Raw genomic sequence first — 24976 nt, 5'->3', positions numbered from 1 at the left:
TTCTCAGGTGCGCAATTGCGCACCATAGCTCGACGCTATGCGTCGCCCCGGAATGACCGGTGGGAGCCCCTCACCGCACCAGGACGTTCTTGAACTGCCAGGGATCGCTGGTGTCGATGTCTTCCGGGAACAGTCCCGGGCGGTCCGTCAGGGGCGTCCAGTCGGTGTAAAAACCCTTCACCGGGCCGAGATAGGGCAGCTGGATCTCCAGGAGACGGTCGAAATCCATCTCGTCGGCCTCGACGATGCCCTCGTTCGATTCTCCAGCGCCCACACCATGCCGCCGAGCACGGCGGAGGTCACTTGCAGGGCGGTGGCGTTCTGGTAGGGCGCGAGTTCGCGGGTCTCCTCGATGGAAAGCTGCGAGCCGTACCAATAGGCATTCTTGTCGTGGCCGAACAGCAGCACGCCGAGCTCGTCGATGCCGTCGACGATCTCGTCCTCTTCGAGGATGTGGTGCTTCTCCTGCATCTTGCCGGCGCGGCCGAACAGCTCATGCAGCGACAGCACGGCGTCGTCGGCCGGATGATAGGCGTAGTGGCAGGTCGGCCGGTAGATCGCCGTGCCTGATGCGTCACGCACCGTGAAGTAATCGGCGATCGAGATCGACTCGTTGTGGGTGACCAGGAAGCCGTATTGCGCGCCGCGGGTCGGGCACCAGGTGCGCACGCGCGTATTGGCGCCCGGCTGCATCAGGTAGATGGCGGCGCCGCAGCCGGCTTCGTGGCTATGCGCATTCTCGGGCATCCATGTCTCATGGGTCCCCCAGCCGAGCTCCGACGGCTGCATGCCCTCCGAGAGGAAGCCTTCCACCGACCAGGTGTTGACGAAGACGTCGGGCTCCTTCGGCTTCTTGGAGCGCTGGGTGTCGCGCTCGGCGATGTGGATGCCCTTGATGCCGGCCTGCCGCATCAGATCCGCCCATTCGGCCTTGGTCTTCGGCTTGGGGGCATTGAGCTTCAGATCCGCGGCGACATTGAGCAGCGCCTGCTTGACGAAGAAGGAGACCATGCCGGGATTGGCGCCGCAGCAGGAGACGGCCGTGGTCGAGCCCGGCAGGCGGGCGCGCTTGGCGGCCAGCGTCACTTCGCGCAGCGCGTAGTTGGAACGGGCCTCCGGCCCCTTCGACGAATCGAAGTAGAAGCCGAGCCATGGCTCGTTGACGGTATCGATGTAGAGCGCGCCGAGCTCGTTGCAGAGCTCCATGATGTCGGTCGAGCCGGTGTCGACCGACAGATTGACGCAAAAGCCCTGGCCGCCCCCTTCGGTGAGCAGCGGAGACAGCAATTCGCGATAATTCTCCTTGGTCACGGCTTTCTGGATGAAGCGGACATTGTGCTTCTCGCAAAGCGCCTTGCGGCCCTCGTCCTTGGGATCGATCACGGTGACGCGCGACTTGTCGTAATCGAGATGCCGCTCGATCAGCGGCAGCGTGCCTTTGCCGATGGAGCCGAAGCCGACCATGACGATGGGACCGGTGATCTTCGCGTAGATCTGCGAGGGAGGGCTCATGGGACGGTTTCTCCGGAACGTGCTGGCAGGCAAAGGGTGGGTGGATCAGGCGCTGCGGCGCTTGTCGACGCTGCGGCGCTTGGCGGTGACTTCGATCTCGACCTTCATCTCGGGCTTGGCGAGGGCGCTGACGACCAGCAAGGTCGCGGCCGGCCTGATGTCGCCGAGAACCGCGCCGCAGACGGCGAAGTGGTCGTCGATGTAGCTGGGGTCGGTGACGTAATAGGTCGCACGGACGATATCGGCCATCTCGAAACCGCCCTCCGTCAGGGCGGCCTCGATGGTCTTGAAGCAGTTGCGTGACTGGCTCGTGACGTCGGCCGGCATCGTCATCGTGCTGTAGTCATAGCCGGTGGTTCCCGCGACGAAGGCGAAATCGCCGTCGATCACGGCGCGGCTGTAGCCGACGGTCTTCTCGAGCGGCGAGCCGGTGGAGATCAGGCGACGGGGCATGGTTTGGGGCCTCGACTGAAGGATGTTTGGCGGGGTTAAAGGGCGTTTCTGGCGCCTGCGCAACCCCAAAGGAACGGGCGTGATGCAGGCGCGGCCGGGCGTTGCCGCTCAGCGCGGCTTGGGTCGTCGCGATGGAAGCGATCCCTCAGGCCGCGCGCGCCACAGGTGCGCGAACCGACCTCCGTTTGGGCAGGGCCGCGCCGGTCGGGACGATCATCCCCCCGGCGCCATCCAGCGCACCGTCGGCGAACTCGATCGCCAGCAGGCGGTCCCGTTCGAACGGGCCGGGTAGCGCAAGCTCAGCCGTCTTTTCCGCCGAGAAGCCGAAGCGGGCGTAATAGGGGGCGTCGCCGAGCAGGATCACGGCGCCATGCCCGCGCGCCCGGGCGGCGGCCAGCGCTTGATGCATCAGCGCGGCGCCGATCCCGAGCTCGCGGCAGGCAGGATCGACCGCGAGCGGTCCGAGGACCAGTGCGGGCCTGCCTCCGGCGCTGACGTGCCACAGCCGCACGGTTCCCACGAGCCTGCCCTCGCGCACAGCCGACAAGGCGAGGCCTGCGGCAGGCGCGCGTCCGTGGCGCAGGCGCTGGCAGGTGCGGCCATGGCGGTCCTCGCCAAAGCAGGCATCCAGCAGCGCCTCACGGGCGGCGACGTCGACGGCACGCTCGCTGCGGATCGCAAACGGAGCGGCTTTCGAGGTGAGGGCGATCTGTGGCTTCCGAAAAGCAGTCATGGCGCGTCAGTCCTCGCTTGAACGGACGTGCGAGCAGCACGCCGGTCCAAGACGTCGTCAGAATCGAGATGTCAGGGAGGGAGCCGGCAAGCCGGCTCCCGGGTTCGTCAGGCCTCTAGAACAGAGAGGCGGATCAGATGTGGTACGTCTTCAGCGGCGGGATGCCGTTGAAGGCCACCGACGAGTAGGTCGACGTATAGGCCCCGGTGCCCTCGATCAGAACCTTGTCGCCGATCTCGAGCGTGACCGGGAGCGGATACGGGTTCTTCTCGTACAGCACGTCGGCGCTGTCGCAGGTCGGGCCCGCGAGCACGCACGGCGTCATGTCCGCGCCGTCGTGACGGGTGCGGATGGCGTAACGGATCGACTCGTCCATGGTCTCGGCGAGACCGCCGAACTTGCCGATGTCCAGGTACACCCAGCGCACCTCGTCCTCGTCGCTCTTCTTCGAGATGAGCACGACCTCGGACTCGATGATGCCGGCATTGCCCACCATGCCGCGGCCCGGCTCGATGATGGTCTCCGGGATCTGGTTGCCGAAGTGCTTGCGCAGCGCGCGGAAGATCGAGCGGCCGTAGGTGACCACCGGCGGCACGTCCTTCAGGTACTTGGTCGGGAAACCGCCGCCCATGTTGACCATGGTCAGGTTGATGCCGCGCTCGGCGCAGTCGCGGAACACCTGCGAGGCCATCGCCAGCGCGCGGTCCCACGCCTTCACCTTGCGTTGCTGCGAGCCGACATGGAACGAGATGCCGCACGGCTCCAGCCCCAGGCGCTTGGCGAGGTCGAGCACCTCGACCGCCATCTCCGGGTCGCAGCCGAACTTGCGCGACAGCGGCCATTCGGCGCCGGCGCAGTCATAGAGGATGCGGCAGAACACCTTCGCGCCGGGGGCGGCACGGGCGACCTTCTCGACCTCGGCGGCGCAATCGACCGCGAACAGCCGGATGCCGAGCGCGAAGGCACGCGCGATGTCGCGCTCCTTCTTGATCGTGTTGCCGAAGGAGATGCGGTCGGGCGTCGCACCCGCAGCCAGCGCCATCTCGATCTCGGCGACCGTCGCGGTGTCGAAGCAGGAGCCCATGGAGGCAAGCAGCGACAGCACTTCCGGCGCCGGGTTCGCCTTGACGGCATAGAACACGCGGCTGTCGGGCAGCGCCTTGGCGAAGCTCTGATAATTGTCGCGCACGACCTCGAGGTCGACCACGAGGCACGGCTCGGTGTCGAGGCCATCCTTGCGGCGGTTGCGCAGGAATTCCTGGATACGTTCGGTCATGGCACTCTCCCAAACGGCCCAGCGACGGGCCCGTTCAAAACATGACGTCGGATAAGAGTGCTCTGGCCGGATCGCGCGATGGAGGCGCGACGAAGCCAAAAGACTCAAACCAGACTGTGCTGCCGTGGATTGGTTGGGAGTGTTCCCGCCCGCACACCTGGCAATGAAGGACAAGCCTTTTCAGTAGCCCGCGCCGGCGTTGGACTGCCGGTAGAGACCAAAAAGCCCGATCCGTCGTTGCTTTAAGTCGCGTCCCCCGTTGAGAGCGGGGTGCGCCGGTTCGCCTCCGGCTGCCAGTCACGGTTGCAAAGAGCGAAGTCACCTTCGACAAAGGCATCTCTTTGAGAGAGATGCTGGGCACTCCGGGTTTGCTTTGTCGTCCGACCTTCGTGTCTTGCGACCTCGGCCTTCCGACTTCCACACTTCCGAAGAGCCCCTCGGCTTCTTCACCCCTTGGCGGCTGTCCGGCCTCTTGTCCGGATACCTACCGACTGACACACGACCACAGGCACGTGCGAAATTGGGCAAGTCCGCACATAAGTGTTTTGACTCGGCTTCGCAAGAATTTTTTTAGGCTGCGAACAGAATTGCCTAACATCTGCTTGCGCAGTGTTGCGCGAGCGACGCGGAAGATGAACGGGCGTTAAGTTTTCCGTGGCAGCGCGCGTGTCTCTCGCGCGAGACGCGTCAGCGGCGCTTCGTGAAGGGCTCGATGCGCTGAGCCGCGCGGACGAAGGCCGTCATCACGAGCACGCCGAGTGCGAACAGCACGGCCTGCAGGATGTGCGCGCCCTGGTCGCCGAGCCCGAACAGGATCGCGAGCGCCCAGCCGCCGGCGAACGCCGCGCCGAACACTTCGGCGCCGATCAGGATGGCGGCGCTGATGACGGTGATGACGCTGGGCCAGACGATCTGACGGGAAGACGAGGAAGGCGCGTTCATGAGCTTAAGGGGTCCGTGGTCCATCGAGGGCCGCAATCTCCTCGAAAAGGCGGCCGGGAGCAAGGCCAAATGGCCCAAAAAAGCCCCATCGCGTGCTATAGCTGGCCGCAACAATCGAGCCATGAAAACCGGGACTTGCGATGTCAGAACCCCGCCAAATTACGGACTCCGAGACCAATCCGCTGCTGAAGGCCTGGGTGACGCCGTTTGCGACCCCGCCCTTCGACGAGATCAGGCCGGAGCACTTTCTGCCGGCGTTCGAGCAGGCCTTCGCCGACCATTCCGCCGAGATCGCGGCGATCACCAACGATCCGGCCGCACCAGACTTCGCCAACACCATCACGGCGCTGGAGCGCTCGGGCAAGCTGCTGAGCAAGGTCGCGGCGGTGTTCTACGACCTCGTCTCGGCGCATTCCAATCCGACCATCCTGGAGATCGACAAGGAGGTCTCCTTGCGGATGGCGCGGCACTGGAATCCGATCATGATGAATGCCGTGCTGTTTGGTCGCATCGCCCAGCTGCATGAGAACCGCGCCAATCTCGGCCTTTCGCCCGAGCAGCTCCGCCTGCTGGAGCGCACCTACATCCGCTTCCACCGCGCCGGCGCCGGCCTGTCCGAGGAGGCCAAGACGCGAATGGCCGAGATCAACGAGAGGCTCGCCCAGCTCGGCACCGGCTTCAGCCATCATCTGCTCGGCGACGAGCAGGACTGGGTCATGGAGTTGGGCGAGGCCGACCGCCAGGGCCTGCCGGAGAGCTTCGTCGCCGCCGCCAAGGCTGCGGCGGAAGAGCGCGGCATGGACGGCAAGGCCATCGTCACGCTGTCGCGTTCCTCGGTCGAGCAGTTCCTGAAGAGCTCGGCCCGGCGCGACCTGCGCGAGAAGGTCTACAAGGCCTTCATCGTCCGCGGCGACAACGGCAATGCCAACGACAACAACGCAACCATCGTCGAGATCCTGAAGCTGCGCGAGGAGAGCGCGAACCTCCTGGGCTATCCGACCTACGCCGCCTACCGGCTCGAGGATTCCATGGCCAAGACGCCCGACGCGGTGCGGGGCCTGCTGGAGCGGGTCTGGAAGCCGGCGCGCGCCCGGGCGCTTGCCGATCGCGACGAGATGCAGGCGCTGATCACCGCGGAGGGCGGCAATTTCAAGCTCGCGCCCTGGGACTGGCGCTTCTATGCCGAGAAGCTGCGCCTTCAGCGCGCCAATTTCGACGATTCCGCGATCAAGCCGTACCTCGCGCTCGACCACATGATCGAAGCCGCCTTCGACTGCGCCACGCGCCTGTTCGGCGTCACCTTCGAGGAGCGCAACGACGTTCCGGTCTGGCACCCCGACGTCCGGGTCTGGGAGATGAAGGACAGGGACGGCAAGCACAAGGCGCTGTTCTACGGCGACTACTTCGCCCGGCCGTCGAAGCGCTCCGGCGCCTGGATGACCTCGCTGCGGGACCAGCAGAAGCTCGACGGCGAGGTCGCTCCGCTGGTTCTCAACATCTGCAATTTCGCCAAGGGCGCCGATGGCGAGCCCTCGCTGCTGTCGCCCGACGATGCCCGCACCCTGTTCCACGAGTTCGGCCACGGCCTGCACGGCATGCTCTCCAACGTGACCTATCCCTCGCTGTCGGGCACCGCCGTGTTCACCGATTTCGTCGAGCTGCCGTCGCAGCTCTACGAGCACTGGCAGGAGCGGCCCGAGGTGCTGCAGAAGTTCGCCCGCCACTACCAGACCGGCGAGCCGCTGCCGGACGACCTGCTCCAGCGCTTCCTTGCCGCGCGCAAGTTCAACCAGGGCTTTGCCACGGTCGAGTTCGTCTCCTCGGCGCTGATCGACCTCGAATTCCACACCCAGCCGGCCGCCGCCGCGCAGGATGTCCGCGCCTTCGAGCGACGCGAGCTGGAGAAGATCGGCATGCCCGAGGAGATCGCGCTGCGTCACCGCCCCACGCAGTTCGGCCACATCTTCACCGGCGATCATTACGCCGCCGGCTATTACAGCTACATGTGGTCCGAGGTGATGGACGCCGACGCCTTCGGCGCATTCGAGGAGGCCGGGGACATCTTCGATCCTGCCGTGGCAAAACGCCTGCACGACGACATCTACGCCTCGGGCGGATCGCTCGATCCGGAAGCCGCCTATGAGGCCTTCCGTGGCCGCCCGCCCGAACCCGACGCGCTGCTGCGCCGGCGCGGCCTGCTCGACAACGCCAAGGCTGCCTGATGAGAACGACGATGCGCCATCTGTCCGGACTGCTGCTGGCCGCCGGCCTCTCGCTCGCCGCCGGCGCGGCGAGCGCGCATCCGCATGTCTGGATCACCGCTACCAGCGAGCTGCTTTATGCTGCGGACGGCACCATCACCGGCGTCCGCCACGCCTGGACCTTCGACGACATGTTCTCGACCTATGCGGTGCAGGGGCTCGAGAGCAAGACCAAGGGCGCCTATACGCGCGAGGAGCTGGGGCCGTTGGCGCAGACCAATGTGGAGTCGCTGAAGGAATATGCCTACTTCACCTTCGCGCGAGCGGACGGCAAGAAGGAGCGATTTCAGGAGCCGGTCGACTATTTCCTCGACTACAAGGACACGGTCCTGACCCTGCACTTCACGCTGCCGCTGAAGAACCCGGTCAAGCCCAAGCAGCTGGTGCTCGAAGTGTTCGACCGTTCCTTCTTCATCGACTTCAAGATGGCCAAGGACCATCCGGTCAAGCTGGTCGGCGCGCCCGCCGGCTGCCAGATGAAGCTTGACCGGCCGGGCGACGGCACCGCGACCGCGCAGAAGCTCAACGAGCAGACCTTCATGAACGGCGAGAACACCAATTTCGGCGCGATGTTCGCCAACAAGATCACGGTGGATTGCCCTTGAAGCCGCCACTCCCGCCGCTTGCCCGCTGGCTGCTCGCCTGCACCGCCGTCCTGCTGGCGATCAGCGTGGCCGATGCCGCGCTCCACGCCGTCCTCGCGCAGAATCCGTTCGGCGCGCCGCGCCCGGCGCAGGCCGCCGAGCCCGAAGCCAGCGGCATCATCGGCTGGCTGCTGGCCAAACAGTCGGAATTCTATCGGCAGATGTCGTCCACGATCCGTGCCGCGAAATCCGACGGCTCGGCGGTGTGGACGCTGCTCTTCATCTCGTTCGCCTACGGCATCTTCCACGCCGCCGGCCCCGGCCACGGCAAGGCGGTGATCGCGTCCTATCTCGTCGCCAACCGCGAGACCGCACGGCGCGGCATCGCGCTGTCGTTCGCCTCGGCGCTGATGCAGTCGCTGGTGGCGATCCTCATCGTCGGCATCTCGGCCTGGGTGCTGAATGCGACCGCCAAGACCATGTGCAAGGCCGAAGGGGTGATCGAGATCGCGAGCTACGCCCTGATCGCGCTGTTCGGGCTGCGCCTGGTCTGGGTCAAGGGTCGCACCTTCTTCCGGGCGCTGCAGGCGGCCCAGCCGGTGCCGGCGATCGCCGGCGTGCCGCACCATCATGATCATCACCATCATCATGATGCCCACGATCATCACGATCGCGGTCATCATCACCACGATCACGGCCATGCGCACGCCCATGCCCATCATGGTCATGACCATGTTCACGACGAGCATTGCGGCCATTCCCACGGCCCGACGCCGAGCGAGCTCTCCGGCCCCGGCGGCTGGCGGCGTGGTTTTGCCGCGATCCTCACCGTCGGCATCCGTCCCTGCTCCGGTGCCATCCTGGTGCTGGTGTTCGCGCTGGCGCAGGGCCTGTTCTGGGCCGGTATCGCCGCGACCTTCCTGATGGGGCTCGGCACCGCGATCACGGTCGCGGCCATCGCGGTCGTCGCCGTCTCCGCCAAGGACATCGCCGCGCGCCTCAGCGCCGGACGCGACGGCGGCGGCGCGCTGTTCATGCGCGGCATCGAATTCGCGGCCGCCGGCGTCGTGCTGCTGTTCGGCGCGGGCCTGCTGCTCGGCTACATCGCCGCCGAGCGGACGACGTGTTTCTAAGCTGAGCTCTCGTGCCCCGGACGCCGCGCAGCGCGTAGCGATGCGCTGCAGAGCCGGGGCCCATCCCTCCCTACGGCAGGACGCGGCCTTCTGGGCCGGCTCTGCGCAGCAACGCCAAGAGCGTTGCAGCGCGTCCGGGACACGAGAGCTGCACCTTTGCGAACTCGCTCCCATCCGCTATTTAGTTCGCCAAACCAACAAGAACATCTCGGGAGCCTCCATGTCGCGCGATAATTTCTGGTTCTTTCATCCGTTCCGGGTGCGCTATTCCGAGATTGATGGCCAAGGCGTCGTCTTCAACGCCCATTACCTGACCTATTTCGACACGGCCATTACCGAGTATTTCCGCGCGCTCGGTTTCGACCAGTATGCCGACGCTCAGGCGAGCGGCATCGATTTCCACGTCGTCAAATCCGTCATCGAATACAAGGCGCCGGTCCGCTTCGACTGGGAGCTCGACGTCGGCGTGCGGGTGGCGCGGATCGGCAATTCCAGTCTCGTCTTCGAGCTCGCCATCTTCCTGAAGGGCGGCACGGAGGCGCTGGTGACCGGCGAGATCGTCTGGGTCTACACCAGCCAGGAGACCCACCGTCCCGTCACGATCCCGGCATCCATGCGGGCGCTGATCGCGATGCGGGAGCGGCATCTGGCGGCGACAGACCTCACACCGGCAGGAACCGCTTCAGGGCCGGCATGAAGAAGATCCCGAGATTGATCGCAAAGCCGACGGTCCATAGGATCGAGCGCAGCGTCGGCCGGTTGCCGAGATAGGTTAGCACATAGGCAAGGCGGACGATGAGGAAGAGGGCCGCGAGTTCGTCGACGAGGCGTTGCGGCGAATCCCTGTATTCGGCGAGCAGGACCGCGAAGGCGAAGAACGGGAAGGTCTCGATGCCGTTCTGGTGCGCGCCGAGCGCACGCTGCGAGAGGGGGTCCTCGTAGAAGGCGGGGTCGCGCGGCCGGGAATTGTCGAAGCGGCGAAACCTGATCCATTTGACCGCGGCGATCGTAGACAGATAGAGCAGCAGCGCTCCAAAGACGCACCATTCCGCGAGTGTCATCGTCGTTCCTCGGCCTGGGTGCGACCCTAACGAAATCGGCTTCATCTTGACAAGTTCGAACCAAAGCGCGACCCACACAGCCATGACCAGCGTCGTCCCCATCGAGACCGGAAGACCCGCCGCTCAATCCGCCTTGCCGCGCGTCGGCGTGCTCCTGGTCAATCTCGGCACGCCCGACACCGCCGATGCGCCGGGCGTGCGGGTCTATCTGAAGGAGTTCCTCAGCGACGCCCGCGTCATCGAGGACCAGGGCCTGATCTGGAAAGCCGTGCTGAACGGCATCATCCTGCGCAGTCGCCCCCGCACCAAGGCGCTCGACTACCAGAAGATCTGGAACACCGAGAAGAACGAGTCGCCGCTGAAGACCATCACGCGGTCGCAAGCCGACAAGCTGGCGGCCTCGCTGTCCGACTACGCCCACGTCGTGGTGGACTGGGCGATGCGCTACGGCAATCCGTCGATCAAGTCAGGCATCGACGCCCTGATCGCGAAAGGCTGCGAGCGCATCCTGGCGGTGCCCCTTTATCCGCAATACTCCGCCTCGACCTCGGCGACCGTCTGCGACGAAGTGTTCCGCGTGCTCGCCCGCCTGCGCAACCAGCCGACGCTGCGGGTGACGCCGCCCTATTATGAGGACGCGGCCTATATCGAGGCGCTCGCGAGTTCGATCGAGACCCATCTGGCGAGCCTGCCGTTCAAGCCGGAGCTGATCGTGGCATCCTTCCACGGCATGCCGAAATCCTATGTCGAGAAGGGCGATCCCTATCAGCAGCACTGCATCGCCACCACCGAGGCGCTGCGCCGCCGGCTCGGCATGGACGAGACGAAGCTGCTGCTGACCTTCCAGTCGCGCTTCGGCAATGCCGAGTGGCTACAGCCCTATACCGACAAGACTATGGAGCGGCTCGCCAAGGAAGGCGTGCGCCGCATCGCGGTGGTGACGCCGGGCTTTTCCGCCGACTGCCTGGAGACGCTGGAGGAGATCGCGCAGGAGAACGCCGAGATCTTCAAACACAATGGCGGCGAGCAGTTTTCCGCGATTCCCTGCCTCAACGACAGCCAGCCCGGCATGGACGTGATCCGCAGCCTGGTGCTGCGCGAGCTCCAGGGCTGGATATGACAGGCGCCCTGCACCCCAATATTAACCCTTGCCGCTAGGTTTGCTTCCGCATCCTTCAGGAGCCTTCCTCCAAACTACACAATCGCCGCCATTCCCCTCCGTCCGTCTTGTGCAGATTTGCACTGATGCCAACGTTACGCGCGACCGCTGAACCGGTATGGTCGTGTTCCCGACCAATGACAGCGCGGGAAAGGCCTTTTCCTGCCTTGGAGGAAATATGAGCGGTTTCGACATTTTCGCGATTGTTCTCGTCCTGCTCGTCATCGTCACGCTGGTGGCCGGCGTGAAGACGGTGCCGCAGGGCTATGACTGGACCATCGAGCGGTTCGGCAAGTACACGCAGACGCTGAGCCCCGGTCTCAATCTGATCGTGCCCTATTTCGATCGCGTCGGGCGCAAGATCAACATGATGGAGCAGGTGATCGACATTCCCGAGCAGGAGGTGATCACCAAGGACAACGCCACCGTGACGGTGGACGGCGTCGCCTTCTACCAGGTGTTCGACGCCGCGAAAGCCAGCTATGAGGTCTCCAACCTGACCCAGGCCATCACCGTGCTGACCATGACCAATATCCGCTCGGTGATGGGCGCGATGGATCTCGACCAGGTGCTGTCGCATCGCGACGAGATCAACGAGCGCCTGCTGCGCGTTGTCGATGCCGCGGTCTCGCCCTGGGGCCTCAAGGTCAACCGCATCGAGATCAAGGATATCGTGCCGCCCGCCGACCTCGTCGAAGCCATGGGCCGGCAGATGAAGGCCGAGCGCGTCAAGCGCGCCGACATCCTGGCAGCCGAAGGCCAGCGCCAGTCCGAGATCCTGCGCGCCGAGGGCGCCAAGCAGGGCCAGATCCTGCAGGCCGAAGGCCGCAAGGAAGCCGCGTTCCGCGACGCCGAGGCGCGCGAGCGTTCGGCGGAGGCGGAAGCGAAGGCCACGCAGATGGTGAGCGAAGCCATTGCCAAGGGCGACGTCGCCGCGTTGAACTATTTCATCGCCGACAAATATATCGAGGCGTTCGGTCAGTTTGCGGAGGCGCCGAACCAGAAGATCATCATGCTGCCGATCGAGGCCACGAGCATGCTCGGTTCGCTCGCCGGCATCGGCGAGATCGCCAAGGCGACGTTCGGCGAGAGCGCGGCCGCGGGGTCCGCTGCCGCCCGCCGCCCCGGCTCAGTGCCCCCGACCGGCAGCACGCCGCCGGCGGTGCCGCCGCGGCAGGGATAGTCACCGGCGCATGACCCTTCGCCAGGGCTTGCGCCAATGATGGAAGGTCGCGTCATGACCGACATGTTCGTATCGCTCGGCACCTGGAACTGGCTGATCTTCGGCTTCATCCTGATGGCGCTGGAGGTGCTGGCGCCGGGCATATTCCTGCTCTGGCTTGGGCTCGCCGCACTGCTGGTGGGGTTGATCTCGTTCGCCGTGACCACGTCCTGGCAGCTGCAGCTGGTGATGTTCGCTGTGTTCGCCGCTGCCGCCGTGCCGGTGTGGCGCCGCCTGGCCCGGCCGAAGCCGGATGCGAGCACCAGCCCCTTCCTCAACAAGCGCGCCGAGGCCTTGCTCGGGCGTGAGTTCACGCTGGAGAAGCCGATCATCGACGGCAGCGGCACCATGCGCATCGGCGACACGGTGTGGCGCGTGGCAGGCCCCGACACGCCCGCGGGAACGCGGGTGAAGGTGGTGCAGGTGGACGGTGCCAACCTGACGGTCGCCGCGGCGTAGCGTCGCTTACCCTCACCTGGAGGGCGAGGGTCGATCGCGCGAAGCGCGAGCGGGGTGGGCTGATCTCTCCACACCGGCACTGTTCGATGTCGAGAGACCTTCACCCCACCCCGTCCCACATTTCGCTGCCGCTCCATGTGAGCCGACCCACGGGCGAGCTGCGCTCGTCCCGGACCCCTCCAGGGGAGGTAAGCGAGGCGCTACCTCTTCCACCTCTCCGCAAAGCGGTGCAGCGGCATGACCATCTCGCAGAGGTCCCGTCCCAGCGCCGTCAGCCCATAACCTCCGCCTTCGCCAAGCTCGACGAACCCCGCCTCGCGCAGCTCCGTCAGCCGCGCTTGCAGCACCGTCGGCGAGGCCTCGTCGCAGGCGGTGCGCAATGCGCGGGAGGTGAGGGGCCCGCCGCGCAACTCCCACAATATCCGCAGGCTCCAGCGCCGGCCGAGCAGGTCGAGCAGCGCCATGATCGGCCGTCCGGTGCGCGATCCCCGCACCCGGGGTGTCGTCGTGCCTGCCTGCTTGGCCATCCTGCCCTCTTGCGGTTTGCTACAAATAATGTAGCGTTATGCTACGGTAATTGTAGCAACGAAGGACGGCTGATGTCCCCATCCACGCCGCGCATCGCGCCGCTCACCCCGCCTTATCCCCCGGAGATCCAGGCGCAGTTCGACCGCATCATGCGCGGCGCGCCGCCGCTGCTGCTGTTCCGGGTGATGGCGGGCCACGGCCGCGCCTGGGACAAGTTTCGTGCCGGCGGCCTGCTCGATCCCGGCCCGCTCTCACTGCGCCAGCGCGAGATCGTCATCGACCGCACCTGTGCGCTGAACAAGTGCGAATATGAATGGGGCGTGCATGTCGCCGTCTTCGCCGCGCCGGCGAAGCTCACCGAGGACGAGATCCGCGCGACCGTGCACGGCGATGCGATGTCGGCCTGCTGGTCACCGGCGGAGCAGGCCCTGATCGCAGCCGTCGACGCGCTGCACGTCCGTGCGACGTTCACCGACGGGGAATTCGCCGCGCTCTCCGCCCACTACGACGAGGCGCAGATCCTGGAGATCATGCTGCTGTGCGGCTTCTATCGCACGGTGTCGTACCTGGCGAACGGGCTGCGGCTGCCGCTGGAAGACAAGGCCGCGCGGTTTCCGGCGCCGCTCTGATCGCCGTCATTGCGCCTGCAATGCCGAGAAAGGAGCTGCGGCGGCCATACCTCGCCGTCGTTCCGGGGCGCGCGGAGCGTGAACCCGGAATCTCGAGGTTCCGGGTTCGATGCTTCGCATCGCCCCGGAATGACGGTTCTTGAACTACGCCACGCCCGCCCGCAGCAGGTCGTGCAGATGCACGATGCCGACGACCTTGCCCGCCTCGGTGACGACCAGCGTCGTGATCTTGCGGGTGTTCAGCACCTCGATCATCTCGGTGGCGAGCATCGAGGGCGGCACCGTCTTCGGCTGCCTGGTCATGATGTCGTCGACCGCCATGGTCAGCAGGTCGGGCCGCATGTTGATATGGCGGCGCAGGTCACCGTCGGTGATGATGCCGACGGCCTCTTGCGCATCGTTGACGATGCAGACGCAGCCGAGGCCCTTGGCCGACATCTCGACCACGGCGTCCGACATCTTGGTGCCGAGCGGCTTGACCGGGATTTCCGCGCCCGTGCGCATGTAGTCGCGGACGAATTTCAGCATCGCGCCCAGCTTGCCGCCGGGGTGGAAATGCGCGAACTCCAGCGCGGTGAAGCCGCGGCCTTCGAGCAGCGCGATCGCGAGCGCGTCGCCGATCGCCGCCTGCATCAGCGTCGAGGTGGTCGGCGCCAGATTGTGCGGGCAGGCCTCGCGCGCCTTTGGCAGCTCGATCACGATGTCGGCGGCCTGGCCCAGCGACGACGACGCGTTCGAGGTCACCGCGATCATGGGAATGGCGAAGCGCGCCGAATAGTTGACGAGGTTCTTCATCTCAGGCTGCTCGCCGGACCAGGACAGCGCCATGATGACGTCGTCGGTGGTGATCATGCCGAGATCGCCATGGCCGGCCTCGGCGGCGTGCACGAAGAAGGCGGGCGTCCCGGTCGAGGCCAGCGTCGCGGCGATCTTGCGCCCCATATGGCCTGATTTGCCGAGCCCGGTGACGATGACGCGGCCCTTGGCGTTGCGGATCAGCTCGACCGCCCTGGCAAAGGTCTCGCCCAGCGGGCCGCGTAGGGCGGCTGCGAGCGCGTTGATGCCGCTGCTCTCCGTCTCCAGGGTGCGGAGTGCGGATTCGACGCTGTCGGGGAGAGGGCCGGATGATGCGGTCATCAGCGGTTTCGAACTCGGCATGCTCTGGTCCAGGAAGGAGGGGGCGTTCGCCCGTCGGCGCCTCATTAGCACGCCGGGGCTCCGGAGGCGACGCGCGCGCCTGGGCCCTCAACCGGTCATTAACCATAATTGTTTTAACTCCATTAACGATGGTTCCCGCCAGCCGGTGGGCGCGATCGCGAAAGTATTTGATTTCGTTGGAGTTATTCATCGTGGGGTCGTCTCCTGGCATCGGCCGGAGCAAACGCGCGCAAGTCCTGCGCGCGGCTTTGCCGTGTCTTGTCCCCTGCCTTGCGCTGACGGCCCTCGAAACTGCCCCCGCGGCTGCCCAGAGCCTCACGCCCGATCTGTTCAATCCCAACCGCGGCGGCTTCGCCTCGCCCGAGACGCTGCCGACCCGCCGCACGGCGGGCGTGCCGCAGGCGCCGTCGGATGCGTTGCCGGCGTTGCCCGATCCAAGTGCCGATCCGCGCAAGGCGCGCGAGAGGCCGGCGGCCTCGCGCATCGGCCAGGTCCCGACTTACGGCCTTCCCGCCGCCACCGGCGCGAGCGGCTCCGGCTACGATTCGCTCAACCGCAAGCGACAGCAGCCCAAGCTCTATCCCGGCCAGCCGAAGCCGAAGCGCGCGGCCGGTCCCGGCTCGCCGGTGCCGACCACGGCGCCGCCGCCGCCCACACTCGGCCTGCCGAAGATTGCACCGCCGCCGTCTGCGTCCGCGAACAAGGCGCCGGTGCCGGCGGCGATGGCGGGCACCGTGCCCGGCCAGCCGCTGCGCCGCCGCCTCAAGGCGGATGACGATCCGTTCGGAGCCGTCGGCGACTATGCCGGCAGCTTCCTGATCAAGGGCGGGCTCGAGCTCTCCACCGGCTACGACACCAATCCGACGCGCCTCAACAGGCCGGTCGGATCGCCGGTCTACGTCGTTGCACCGGATCTCCTGGTGATGTCCGACTGGGAGCGCCACGCGCTGGTGGCCGATCTGCGCGGCTCGTTCTCCGGCTACACCAACAACATGCCGGCGACGATCAACGGTTCTGCCTCGCCGTCGCCGGTCGAGGCCAACCGCCCGGATTTCACCGGCCATGTCGACGGCCGGCTCGACGTCGATCGCGACCTCAAGCTGACCTCGCAGCTGCGCCTGCGGCTCGCCACCGACAATCCCGGCAGCCCGAACGTGCAGGCCGGCCTGCAAAGATATCCCGTTTATGCCGCTTACGGCACCACGGTCGGCTTCGACCAGACCTTCAATCGTTTCCAGGTCGCCGCCGGCGCCACCGTCGATCGCACCGCCTACACGGACTCCAAGCTCACCGACGGCTCGACCTTCAGCAACGACGACCGCAACTTCAACCAGTATGGCGGCGTCGGGCGCTTCTCCTACGATCTGAAGCCGGGGCTGAAGCCGTTCGTCGAGATCCAGGGCGACACCCGCGTTCACGACCAGGCCGCCGACCGCAACGGCTACTTCCGCGATTCAAACGGCGGCTACGCCAAGGTCGGCTCGTCCTTCGAGTTCTCGCGCATCCTCACCGGCGAGATCTCGGTCGGCTATTCCGCGCGCAACTACACCGACCCGCGTCTCAGCCAGCTCGCAGGCTTTCTCACCTCGGGCTCGCTGGTCTGGAATGCGAGCGGGCTGACCACGGTGAAGTTCTTCACCGACACGCAGATCGCGGAGACCACGGTCGCCGGCTCCTCCGGCGTCCTGGTGCGGACCTATTCGGCCGAAGTCGATCACGACTTCCGCCGCTGGCTCACTGCAATCGGCAAGTTCACCTACGGCACGCTCGACTACCAGGGCCAGAACCGCAACGACAAGACCTACTCGCTCGAAGGCAATCTGATCTACAAGCTCAACCGCAACATCTGGGTCAAGGGCACGCTACGCCACGACATCCTGGATTCGAGCGTCGCGGGCTCGAGCTCGCAGGGGACGGTGGTGCTGGTCGGGGTGAGGCTGCAGAATTGAGGGGCGGCTGTTTGCGCGTCTCGTGAGACGAGGCCGAAGTCACCGCTTTCTCCGATTGTCATTCCGGGGCGCGCCATTTGGCGCGAACCCGGAATCCATCGAGCGTCGGCGCATGTGGATAGATGGATTCCGGGCTCGCGCTTCGCGCGCCCCGGAATGACCGGGATTACCGCGGCAGATCCGTCTTCCCCATCAGGAACGTGTCGATCGACCGCGCACAGAGCCGGCCCTCGCGGATGGCCCAGACCACCAGCGACTGGCCGCGGCGCATGTCGCCGGCGGAGAACACGTTGGGACGCGAGGTCTGGTAGTCCAGCGTGTTGGCCTTGACGTTGCCGCGCGGGTCGAGCTCGACCGAGAGCAGCTTCAAGAGGCCCTCGTGCACGGGATGCACGAAGCCCATCGCCAGCAGGACCAGCTCGGCCTCGAGCTCGAACTCGGTGCCGGCAATCGGCTTGAACTTCTCGTCGACGTGCACGCAGTGCAGCTTCTTGACCTTGCCGTCCTCGCCGGAAAACTTCTGCGTCAGCACGGCGTATTCGCGCACCGCGCCTTCGGCCTGACTGGAGGAGGTCCGCATCTTCAGCGGCCAGTTCGGCCAGGTCAGGCCCTTGTTCTCGCGCTCGGGCGGAGCGGGCATGATCTCGAGCTGGGTCACGGAAAGCGCGCCCTGGCGCAGCGAGGTGCCGATGCAGTCGGAGCCGGTGTCGCCGCCACCGATGACGACGACGTGCTTGCCGCCGGCCAAAATCTCCTGGACGCCGCCGAGCGGCTCATTCGAGACGCGGCGGTTCTGCTGCGGCAGGAAATCCATGGCGTAGTGGATGCCGGACAGCTCGCGGCCGGGGATCGGCAGGTCGCGCGGGGCTTCCGCGCCGCCGGTCAGCGCCACCGCGTCGTACTCGTTGAGCATCTCGCGCGGATCGACATTGCCGTCCGCGCCGACATGGCTGTTGTAATGGAAGGTGACGCCTTCGGCCTCCATCTGGGTGATCCGGCGGTCGATGACGCCCTTCTCCATCTTGAAGTCGGGGATGCCGTATCGCAGCAGGCCGCCGGCCTTGGCGTACTTCTCGTAGACGTGCACGTCGTGGCCGGCGCGTGCCAGCTGCTGGGCGCAGGCCATGCCGGCCGGCCCTGCGCCGATCACGGCGACCTTCTTGCCGGTCTTGTGCGCGGCGACTTCAGGCTTCCAGCCAGCCATTGTCCCAGGCGCGGTCGACGATGGCGCATTCGATGGTCTTGATGGTGACCGGGTTGTCGTCGATGTTGAGCGTGCAGGAGGCCTCGCACGGCGCCGGGCAGATGCGGCCCGTGAACTCCGGGAAATTGTTGGTCGAGTGCAGATTGCGCGAGGCCTCTTCCCAATTGCCCTGGTAGACGAGGTCGTTCCAGTCGGGGATCTGGTTGTTGACGGGGCAGCCGGGCGTGCCGGGCGCGACCGAGCCGGTGCCGTGGCAATAGGGAATGCCGCAATTCATGCAGCGCGCAGCCTGGTCGCGCACCTCTTTCTCGGAGAGGGGAACGACGAATTCCTTGTAATGCTTCACGCGCTCGGCGACCGGGGTGTACTTGCGGTCGCGCCGTTCGATTTCGAGAAAACCCGTGATCTTGCCCATTAAACCCGAAGTCCCTGCCGCTTAGTTTTCTTTACCGTCGTTCCGGGATGCGCGCGTCGCGCGCAGACCCGGAACCTCGAGGTTATCTTTGCGAGATTCCGGGTTCGCGCTGCGCGCGCCCCGGAATGACGCGAGTTGGAAACTACGCCCCGATCGCGATTTTCGGCTCGGCGTCCGCGTTGGCGGCCATTTCGCGCAGCGCGCGCCGGTACTCGACCGGCATCACCTTGCGGAATTTGGGCAGCCATTCCTTCCAATTGGCGAGGATGTCGGCGGCACGCTTGGAGCCGGTGGCCTTCGCATGGCGCGAGATCAGCACGTGCAGCCGCTCGACGTCGGAGGCGAGCAGGTTCTTGAACACGTCGACCCGGCCGTGCGCCTCGAGGTCGCCGGCATGGTGATAGGTGCCGGCGTTGATCAGCTCCTCGGACAGCACCGGCTCGAGCTCGACCATGCTGAGATTGCACAGCTTGTCGAAGTCGCCGGTCTCGTCGAGCACATAGGCGATGCCGCCGGACATGCCGGCCGCGAAGTTGCGCCCGGTCTTGCCGAGCACGACCACGATGCCGCCGGTCATGTATTCGCAGCAATGATCGCCCGCGCCCTCGACCACGGCGACCGCGCCCGAATTGCGCACGGCAAAGCGCTCGCCGGCGATACCGCGGAAGTAACACTCGCCCTCGATCGCGCCGTACATCACGGTGTTGCCGACGATGATGCTCTCCTCCGGCACGATGCCGGAGTTCCTCGGCGGCTTGACGATGATCTTGCCGCCCGAAAGGCCCTTGCCGACATAGTCGTTACCTTCGCCTTCGAGTTCGAAGGTGACGCCGTGGGCGAGCCAGGCGCCGAAGGCCTGGCCGGCGGTGCCCTTGAGGCTGACATGGATGGTGTCGTGCGGCAGGCCGGCATGGCCGTAGATCTTGGCGACGGCACCGGACAGCATCGCGCCCGCCGAGCGGTTGGTGCTGTTGATGCTGGCCTCGATCTTCACCGGCGCGCCGCGGTCGAGCGCAGGCTGGGCCTGCTCGATCAGCGCGCGGTCGAGCACCGCCTCCAGATGATGGTTCTGGCGCTCGGAGTGATAGATCTTCTGGCCCTTCTCTTCCTTCTGCTTGACGAACAGCTTGGAGAAGTCGAGGCCCTTGGCCTTCCAGTGCGCGACCAGCTTGGTCTGGTCGAGCAGCTGCACCTGGCCGACCATCTCGTTGAAGGTGCGGAAGCCGAGCGAGGCCATGATCTCGCGGACTTCCTCCGCGACGAAGAAGAAGTAGTTGATGACGTGCTCGGGCTGGCCGGTGAAGCGCTTGCGCAGGACGGGATCCTGGGTCGCGACGCCGACCGGGCAGGTGTTGAGATGGCACTTGCGCATCATGATGCAGCCGGCCGCGATCAGGGGCGCGGTGGCGAAGCCGAACTCGTCGGCCCCGAGCAGCGCGCCGATCACGACGTCACGGCCGGTGCGGAAGCCGCCGTCGACCTGGACCACGATGCGGCTGCGCAGCCGCTCGCGCACCAGGGTCTGGTGGGTTTCGGCGAGGCCGATCTCCCACGGCGAGCCGGCATGCTTGATCGAGGTCAGCGGCGAAGCGCCGGTGCCGCCCTCGAAGCCCGCGATGGTGACATGGTCGGCGCGCGCCTTGGCAACGCCCGCGGCGACCGTGCCGACGCCGATCTCGGAGACCAGCTTGACCGAGACGTCGCCCGTCGGGTTGACGTTCTTGAGGTCGTAGATTAGCTGCGCCAGATCCTCGATCGAATAGATGTCGTGGTGCGGCGGCGGCGAGATCAGGCCGACGCCCGGCGTCGAGTGCCGGACCTTGGCGATGGTCGCGTCGACCTTGTGGCCGGGCAGCTGGCCGCCTTCGCCGGGCTTGGCACCCTGCGCCATCTTGATCTGCATCATGTCGGAATTGACGAGATACTCCGTGGTGACGCCGAAGCGGCCCGAGGCCACCTGCTTGATCGCCGAGCGCATGGAATCGCCGTTCGGCATCGGCTTGAAGCGGTCGGCTTCCTCGCCGCCTTCGCCGGTGTTCGACTTGCCGCCGATCCGGTTCATGGCGATCGCGAGCGTGGTGTGCGCCTCGCGCGAGATCGAGCCGAAGCTCATCGCACCCGTGGCGAAGCGCCTGACGATGTCCTTGGCCGGCTCGACCTGGTCGAGCGGGATCGGCTTGCGCTTCTCTTCCTCCGCGCTCTTGATCCGGAACAGGCCGCGCAGCGTCAGCAAACGCTCCGACTGCTCGTTGAGGATCTTGGCGAAGGCGCGGTAGCGCTCCTGCGAATTGCCGCGCGCGGCGTGCTGCAGCAGCGACACCGACTCGGCGGTCCAGGCGTGGTCCTCGCCGCGGCTGCGATAGGCATATTCGCCGCCCACATCGAGCGCGTTCTTGTAGACCTGCGCCTCGCCGAACGCGTCGGCATGACGCCGCACCGCTTCTTCGGCGATCTCGGCAAGGCCGACGCCCTCGACGCGGGTGTGGGTGCCGGCAAAGAACTTGGCGACGAAGTCGGCCTTGAGGCCGACCGCGTCGAAGATCTGAGCGCCGCAATAGGACTGGTAGGTCGAGATGCCCATCTTGGACATCACCTTGAGCAGGCCCTTGCCGATCGACTTGATGTAGCGCTTGACGATTTCATAGTCGTCGAGCGAGCCGGGCAGGCGATCCTTCATCGCGATGATGGTCTCGAACGCGAGGTAAGGATTGATCGCCTCCGCGCCGTAGCCCGCGAGACAGGCGAAGTGGTGCACTTCGCGCGGCTCGCCGGATTCGACGACGAGGCCGACCGAGGTGCGCAAACCGGTGCGGATCAGGTGATGATGCACCGAGGCACAGGCCAGCAGCGACGGGATCGGCACCCGGTCGGTGCCGACCATGCGGTCGGACAGGATGATGATGTTGACGCCCTCGCGCACCGCGCTCTCGGCGCGCGCGCAGAGCTCGTCCAGCACCTGGTCCATGCCGGCCGCGCCGAGACCGGCGTGGAAAGTCGTGTCCAGCGTGCGCGACTTGAAGTGGGTGTCGGCCACGTCGGAGATCGAGCGGATCTTCTCCAGGTCCGCGTCGGTCAGGATCGGCTGGCGCACTTCGAGACGCTTGGTGGTGGCCATGCCCTGCAGGTCGAACAGGTTCGGCCGCGGTCCGATGATGGAGACGAGGCTCATCACCAGCTCCTCGCGGATCGGGTCGATCGGCGGGTTGGTGACCTGCGCGAAGTTCTGCTTGAAGTAGGTGAACAGCGGCTTGGCCTTGTCCGACAGCGCCGAGATCGGCGTGTCGTTGCCCATCGAGCCCGCGGCCTCTTCGCCGGTGGCCGCCATCGGCGTCATCAGGATGGCGATGTCTTCCTGGCTGTAGCCGAACGCCTGCTGGCGATCCAGAAGCGACAGATTGGAGCGCACGCCTGTGGTCGGGACCTTCGGCAGCTCCTCCAGCACGATCTGGGTCCGCTCCAGCCACTCCTTGTAGGGATGGCTCCTGGCAAGCTCGGCCTTGATCTCGTCGTCGGGAATGAGGCGACCCTGCTCGAGGTCGACCAGCAGCATCTTGCCCGGCTGCAAGCGCCACTTGGTGACGATCTGGTCCTCAGGGATGGTCAGCACGCCCATCTCGGACGCCATCACGATGCGGTCGTCCTTGGTGACGAGATAGCGCGCGGGCCGGAGGCCGTTGCGGTCGAGCGTGGCGCCGATCTGGCGGCCGTCGGTGAAGGCGATCGCAGCGGGGCCGTCCCACGGCTCCATCAGCGCGGCATGATATTCGTAGAAGGCGCGGCGCTTCTCGTCCATCAGCGGATTGCCGGCCCACGCCTCCGGAATCATCATCATGACGGCGTGCGGCAGCGAGTAGCCGCCCTGCACCAGGAATTCCAGCGCGTTGTCGAAGCAGGCGGTGTCCGACTGTCCCTCATAGGAGATCGGCCAGAGCCGGTTGATGTCCTTGCCGTAGAGCTCGGAGCTCACCGAAGCCTGCCGCGCCGCCATCCAGTTGGTGTTGCCGCGCAGCGTGTTGATCTCGCCGTTATGCGCGATCATGCGGTAGGGATGCGCCAGCGACCACGCCGGGAAGGTGTTGGTCGAGAAGCGCTGGTGCACGAGCGCGAGCGCGCTCTCGAAGTCCTTCTCGTGCAGATCGGGATAGTACTTGCCGAGCTGGTCGGCGAGGAACATGCCCTTGTAGATCACGGTGCGGCAGGACATCGAGCAGGGATAATAGCCCGCCAGCCCGCGGTCGCGGCGCTGGTAGATCGCCTGCGAGATCGACTTGCGCAGGATGTAGAGCCGGCGCTCGAACTCGTCCTCGGTCTTGGCGGTGCCGTTGCGGCCGATGAACACCTGCATGCAGGCGGGCTCGGTCGGCTTCACGGTGACGCCGAGCGAGGAATTGTCGGTCGGCACGTCGCGCCAGCCGAGCAGGGTCAGGCCCTCTTCCTTGATCTGGTCGGCGATGATGCTCTTGATGACGTTGCGCCAGGCGGTGTCGCGCGGCATGAACAGCGCGCCGATGGCGTATTCGCCGGGCGCCGGCAGCGCGAAGCCGAGCTCCTTGGCCTTGCGGCTGAAGAAGGCGTGCGGGATCTGCACCAGAATGCCGGCGCCGTCACCGGCGCGCGGGTCGGCGCCGACGGCACCACGATGCTCGAGATTGCAGAGGATGTTCAACGCGTCCGAGACGATCTCGTGCGACTTCTTGCCCTTGATGTTGGCGATGAAGCCGACGCCGCAGGAATCCTTCTCCAGGCTCGGATCGTACAGGCCTTCGGCTTCGGGGCGCGAATTGTGCTCCTGAATCGGTGAGGTGATCGGATCGGTCGTTTTCGAGGCGGCCGTCGCCGACAGCTGTTCTGCCACGATGCTTGCGCGCTCGAATTGCGACCCGTTCATTGTTCCTGTCCTCTCCATGCGGCAAGCTGCCTCACCGCCATCTTCGGCGCACCTTGGGCGTTCCGCGGCACCCGCCTCTGGGTTACCGCTCGTCCGTTGCGAGCCGCATTTTCTTAAATTCAGGCCTAGGCGTTCTTCGTCCCCGAGAACGGCTTTGCCTGGTACCTTCCTGGGTCCCGAGAGCACCAGGATTCGCTGCAATCCCTGTGCCGGGATCGCGAGCAAAATTGAGACAGTCTTCCTGTCCTAACCATCACCTTGCCAAATTTTTGTCTAGCACACAAGCGTGCGGAAGTCCCGATTCCCCTCAAGTCGATCAATCGCTTTCCAAAAGTTGCGCAGCCGCTGTTTTGAAGAAAACGCGCCCTGTTCCGGCCCTGTGGGCGCCGGAATCTCCAATGAAGCTTCGCCTCGGCCCTTCGAACCGAGCGCCACGCCGCAAGAAGCGAAAGAGCGCGAGGCCTCCGGGGGCCTGACAGGAGCGTATCGACCATGAAGTTTTTCACAGGATGTGTGGCCGCTGCCGCGCTGGTGCTGGCCGCAACCATTGCTCGGGCCCAGGTTCCATCCGTCGGTATCGGGGGCGGGGACTATGTCGTGGTGTCGGATTTCGACGGACCGTACGTGCCGGACGAAGCCGCGCCACCCGCGCCGCCTCGTTACGGCTACGGTTATGGCTATGAGGAGCGCGGCCCGGCGCCTGCGCTGTTGCCGGCCACCGAGGTCTATGCGGTTCTGCGCGACAACGGCTTCTCGCCGCTCGGCATTCCGCGCCTGCGCGGCAGCGTCTACACGATCGCGGTGATCGACCGCCGCGGCGACGATGGCCGGCTGATGATCGACGCCCGCGATGGCCGGATCATCCGCTTCCTGCCGGCCACTGACGCCTACGGCATGGCGCCCGCCGATGAGGACCGCGCGGTCGCCCCTTACGGGCCGCAAACCGCGCTGCCGCCGCCAACCATGGTCCGCAGCGGCCCGCCGCGCCCGCCGGCCCCGATCCCGCACGTGGCGAGCCGCTCCGTGCCGCTGCCCAGGGCCGCCCCACGACGCGGCGAGACACCGGCCGCCGTCGCCAGGCCGGCCGAGCCCGCGACACAGCAGGCTCGAGCGCCGCAGGCTCCCGCACAGCAGACCGCGGCCGCGCAGGCAAAGCCTGTCGGGGCCGCTCCGGAAGCCGCCGCCCCGACCGTCGGCCAGGCCAAGCCTGCCCCGGCGATCCTGCCCACGCAGGACATGCCGGCCGCACAGGGGCTGGATTAGCGCTGCGAGTTTGGCGCGACGGCGTCGGCCTCCTCCGACGCTGTCATCCCCGCGAACGCGGGGATCCATACCGCGTGATTGATCGGCGGGGATGAGGTGCGAGTACCGGACCACGAGCCTTCGCCAGACTGCTCCCTGTGGTTATGG

18 protein-coding genes and 2 pseudogenes are annotated in these 24976 nt (G+C 66.1%); 10 read left to right on the top strand and 10 right to left on the bottom strand.

Annotated features, from left to right (window positions below):
• Positions 1-70: 70 nt before the first annotated feature.
• From ACETMP_RS19035 to ACETMP_RS19015, 5 genes and pseudogenes are all read right to left on the bottom strand, one after another.
• A pseudogene (locus ACETMP_RS19035) lies at positions 71-1512 on the bottom strand (homospermidine synthase).
• Between the two features lie 45 nt (positions 1513-1557).
• Complete coding sequence (locus ACETMP_RS19030; protein WP_375157386.1) at positions 1558-1965, bottom strand: RidA family protein; 408 nt, start codon at positions 1963-1965, stop codon at positions 1558-1560.
• Positions 1966-2110: 145 nt separating this feature from the next.
• Positions 2111-2698, bottom strand: coding sequence for a GNAT family N-acetyltransferase (locus tag ACETMP_RS19025; RefSeq protein ID WP_375157385.1), 588 nt, complete (start codon positions 2696-2698; stop codon positions 2111-2113).
• Between the two features lie 133 nt (positions 2699-2831).
• Positions 2832-3974: a type III PLP-dependent enzyme gene (locus tag ACETMP_RS19020; protein ID WP_375157384.1), complete on the bottom strand. Its 1143-nt coding sequence runs from the start codon at positions 3972-3974 to the stop codon at positions 2832-2834.
• A 687-nt stretch (positions 3975-4661) separates the two neighbouring features.
• Positions 4662-4916: a hypothetical protein gene (locus ACETMP_RS19015; RefSeq protein WP_375157383.1), complete on the bottom strand. Its 255-nt coding sequence runs from the start codon at positions 4914-4916 to the stop codon at positions 4662-4664.
• Positions 4917-5056: 140 nt separating this feature from the next.
• Between ACETMP_RS19015 and ACETMP_RS19010 the strand changes: the two genes are divergently transcribed.
• The 4 genes from ACETMP_RS19010 to ACETMP_RS18995 all read left to right on the top strand — a co-directional run bounded on the left by ACETMP_RS19010 (position 5057) and on the right by ACETMP_RS18995 (position 9591).
• A complete protein-coding gene (locus tag ACETMP_RS19010; protein ID WP_375157382.1) occupies positions 5057-7138 on the top strand; it encodes a M3 family metallopeptidase in 2082 nt (693 codons plus the stop codon).
• Positions 7139-7149: 11 nt separating this feature from the next.
• Positions 7150-7782, top strand: coding sequence for a DUF1007 family protein (locus ACETMP_RS19005; RefSeq protein WP_028134218.1), 633 nt, complete (start codon positions 7150-7152; stop codon positions 7780-7782).
• Positions 7779-8894, top strand: coding sequence for a nickel/cobalt transporter (locus tag ACETMP_RS19000; RefSeq protein ID WP_375157381.1), 1116 nt, complete (start codon positions 7779-7781; stop codon positions 8892-8894). Before ACETMP_RS19005 ends, ACETMP_RS19000 begins: the two co-directional genes overlap by 4 nt.
• Positions 8895-9114: 220 nt before the next feature.
• A complete protein-coding gene (locus ACETMP_RS18995; RefSeq protein WP_375157380.1) occupies positions 9115-9591 on the top strand; it encodes an acyl-CoA thioesterase in 477 nt (158 codons plus the stop codon).
• On the opposite strand, the gene ACETMP_RS18990 is transcribed toward ACETMP_RS18995, so the two are convergent.
• The gene (locus tag ACETMP_RS18990; protein WP_257197852.1) at positions 9557-9955 is read right to left on the bottom strand and encodes an MAPEG family protein; all 399 of its coding nucleotides are present in this window, start codon (positions 9953-9955) and stop codon (positions 9557-9559) included. The two genes, ACETMP_RS18995 and ACETMP_RS18990, sit on opposite strands and share 35 nt — an antisense overlap.
• 82 nt (positions 9956-10037) lie before the next feature.
• Here ACETMP_RS18990 and hemH point away from each other — a divergent pair, with 82 nt between their 5' ends.
• The 3 genes from hemH to ACETMP_RS18975 all read left to right on the top strand — a co-directional run bounded on the left by hemH (position 10038) and on the right by ACETMP_RS18975 (position 12795).
• Positions 10038-11075, top strand: coding sequence for a ferrochelatase (hemH, locus tag ACETMP_RS18985; protein ID WP_375157379.1), 1038 nt, complete (start codon positions 10038-10040; stop codon positions 11073-11075).
• 217 nt (positions 11076-11292) lie between these two features.
• On the top strand, positions 11293-12297 hold the full coding sequence (locus ACETMP_RS18980; RefSeq protein WP_375157378.1) for an SPFH domain-containing protein: 1005 nt from the start codon (positions 11293-11295) through the stop codon (positions 12295-12297).
• 54 nt (positions 12298-12351) lie between these two features.
• Complete coding sequence (locus tag ACETMP_RS18975; protein ID WP_375157377.1) at positions 12352-12795, top strand: NfeD family protein; 444 nt, start codon at positions 12352-12354, stop codon at positions 12793-12795.
• Between the two features lie 200 nt (positions 12796-12995).
• On the opposite strand, the gene ACETMP_RS18970 is transcribed toward ACETMP_RS18975, so the two are convergent.
• A complete protein-coding gene (locus ACETMP_RS18970) occupies positions 12996-13322 on the bottom strand; it encodes a winged helix-turn-helix transcriptional regulator (RefSeq protein ID WP_375157376.1) in 327 nt (108 codons plus the stop codon).
• A 72-nt stretch (positions 13323-13394) separates the two neighbouring features.
• Between ACETMP_RS18970 and ACETMP_RS18965 the strand changes: the two genes are divergently transcribed.
• Complete coding sequence (locus tag ACETMP_RS18965; protein WP_375157375.1) at positions 13395-13952, top strand: carboxymuconolactone decarboxylase family protein; 558 nt, start codon at positions 13395-13397, stop codon at positions 13950-13952.
• 144 nt (positions 13953-14096) lie between these two features.
• Here the strand turns inward: ACETMP_RS18965 and ACETMP_RS18960 are convergent, their stop codons facing one another.
• A complete protein-coding gene (locus ACETMP_RS18960; RefSeq protein WP_375157374.1) occupies positions 14097-15110 on the bottom strand; it encodes an SIS domain-containing protein in 1014 nt (337 codons plus the stop codon).
• A gap of 191 nt (positions 15111-15301) precedes the next feature.
• Between ACETMP_RS18960 and ACETMP_RS18955 the strand changes: the two genes are divergently transcribed.
• On the top strand, positions 15302-17059 hold the full coding sequence (locus tag ACETMP_RS18955; RefSeq protein WP_375157373.1) for an outer membrane beta-barrel protein: 1758 nt from the start codon (positions 15302-15304) through the stop codon (positions 17057-17059).
• Positions 17060-17225: 166 nt separating this feature from the next.
• On the opposite strand, the pseudogene ACETMP_RS18950 reads toward ACETMP_RS18955, so the two are convergent.
• Both ACETMP_RS18950 and gltB read right to left on the bottom strand, forming a co-directional pair.
• Positions 17226-18678, bottom strand: a pseudogene (locus ACETMP_RS18950) (glutamate synthase subunit beta).
• 142 nt (positions 18679-18820) lie between these two features.
• Entirely contained in the window at positions 18821-23566 is a 4746-nt protein-coding gene (gene gltB, locus ACETMP_RS18945) for a glutamate synthase large subunit (protein WP_375157372.1), read from the bottom strand.
• A 492-nt stretch (positions 23567-24058) separates the two neighbouring features.
• On the opposite strand from gltB, the gene ACETMP_RS18940 reads away from it, so the two are divergent.
• The gene (locus tag ACETMP_RS18940) at positions 24059-24829 is read left to right on the top strand and encodes a hypothetical protein (protein ID WP_375157371.1); all 771 of its coding nucleotides are present in this window, start codon (positions 24059-24061) and stop codon (positions 24827-24829) included.
• Positions 24830-24976 lie beyond the last annotated feature (147 nt).

The organism is Bradyrhizobium dasycarpum (assembly GCF_042019905.1).
In the GTDB taxonomy this organism is placed as follows: Bacteria; Pseudomonadota; Alphaproteobacteria; order Rhizobiales; family Xanthobacteraceae; genus Bradyrhizobium; species Bradyrhizobium japonicum_B.
Note: the sequence above shows the minus strand (reverse complement) of the source record. Positions and strands in the feature narration are given on the sequence as shown.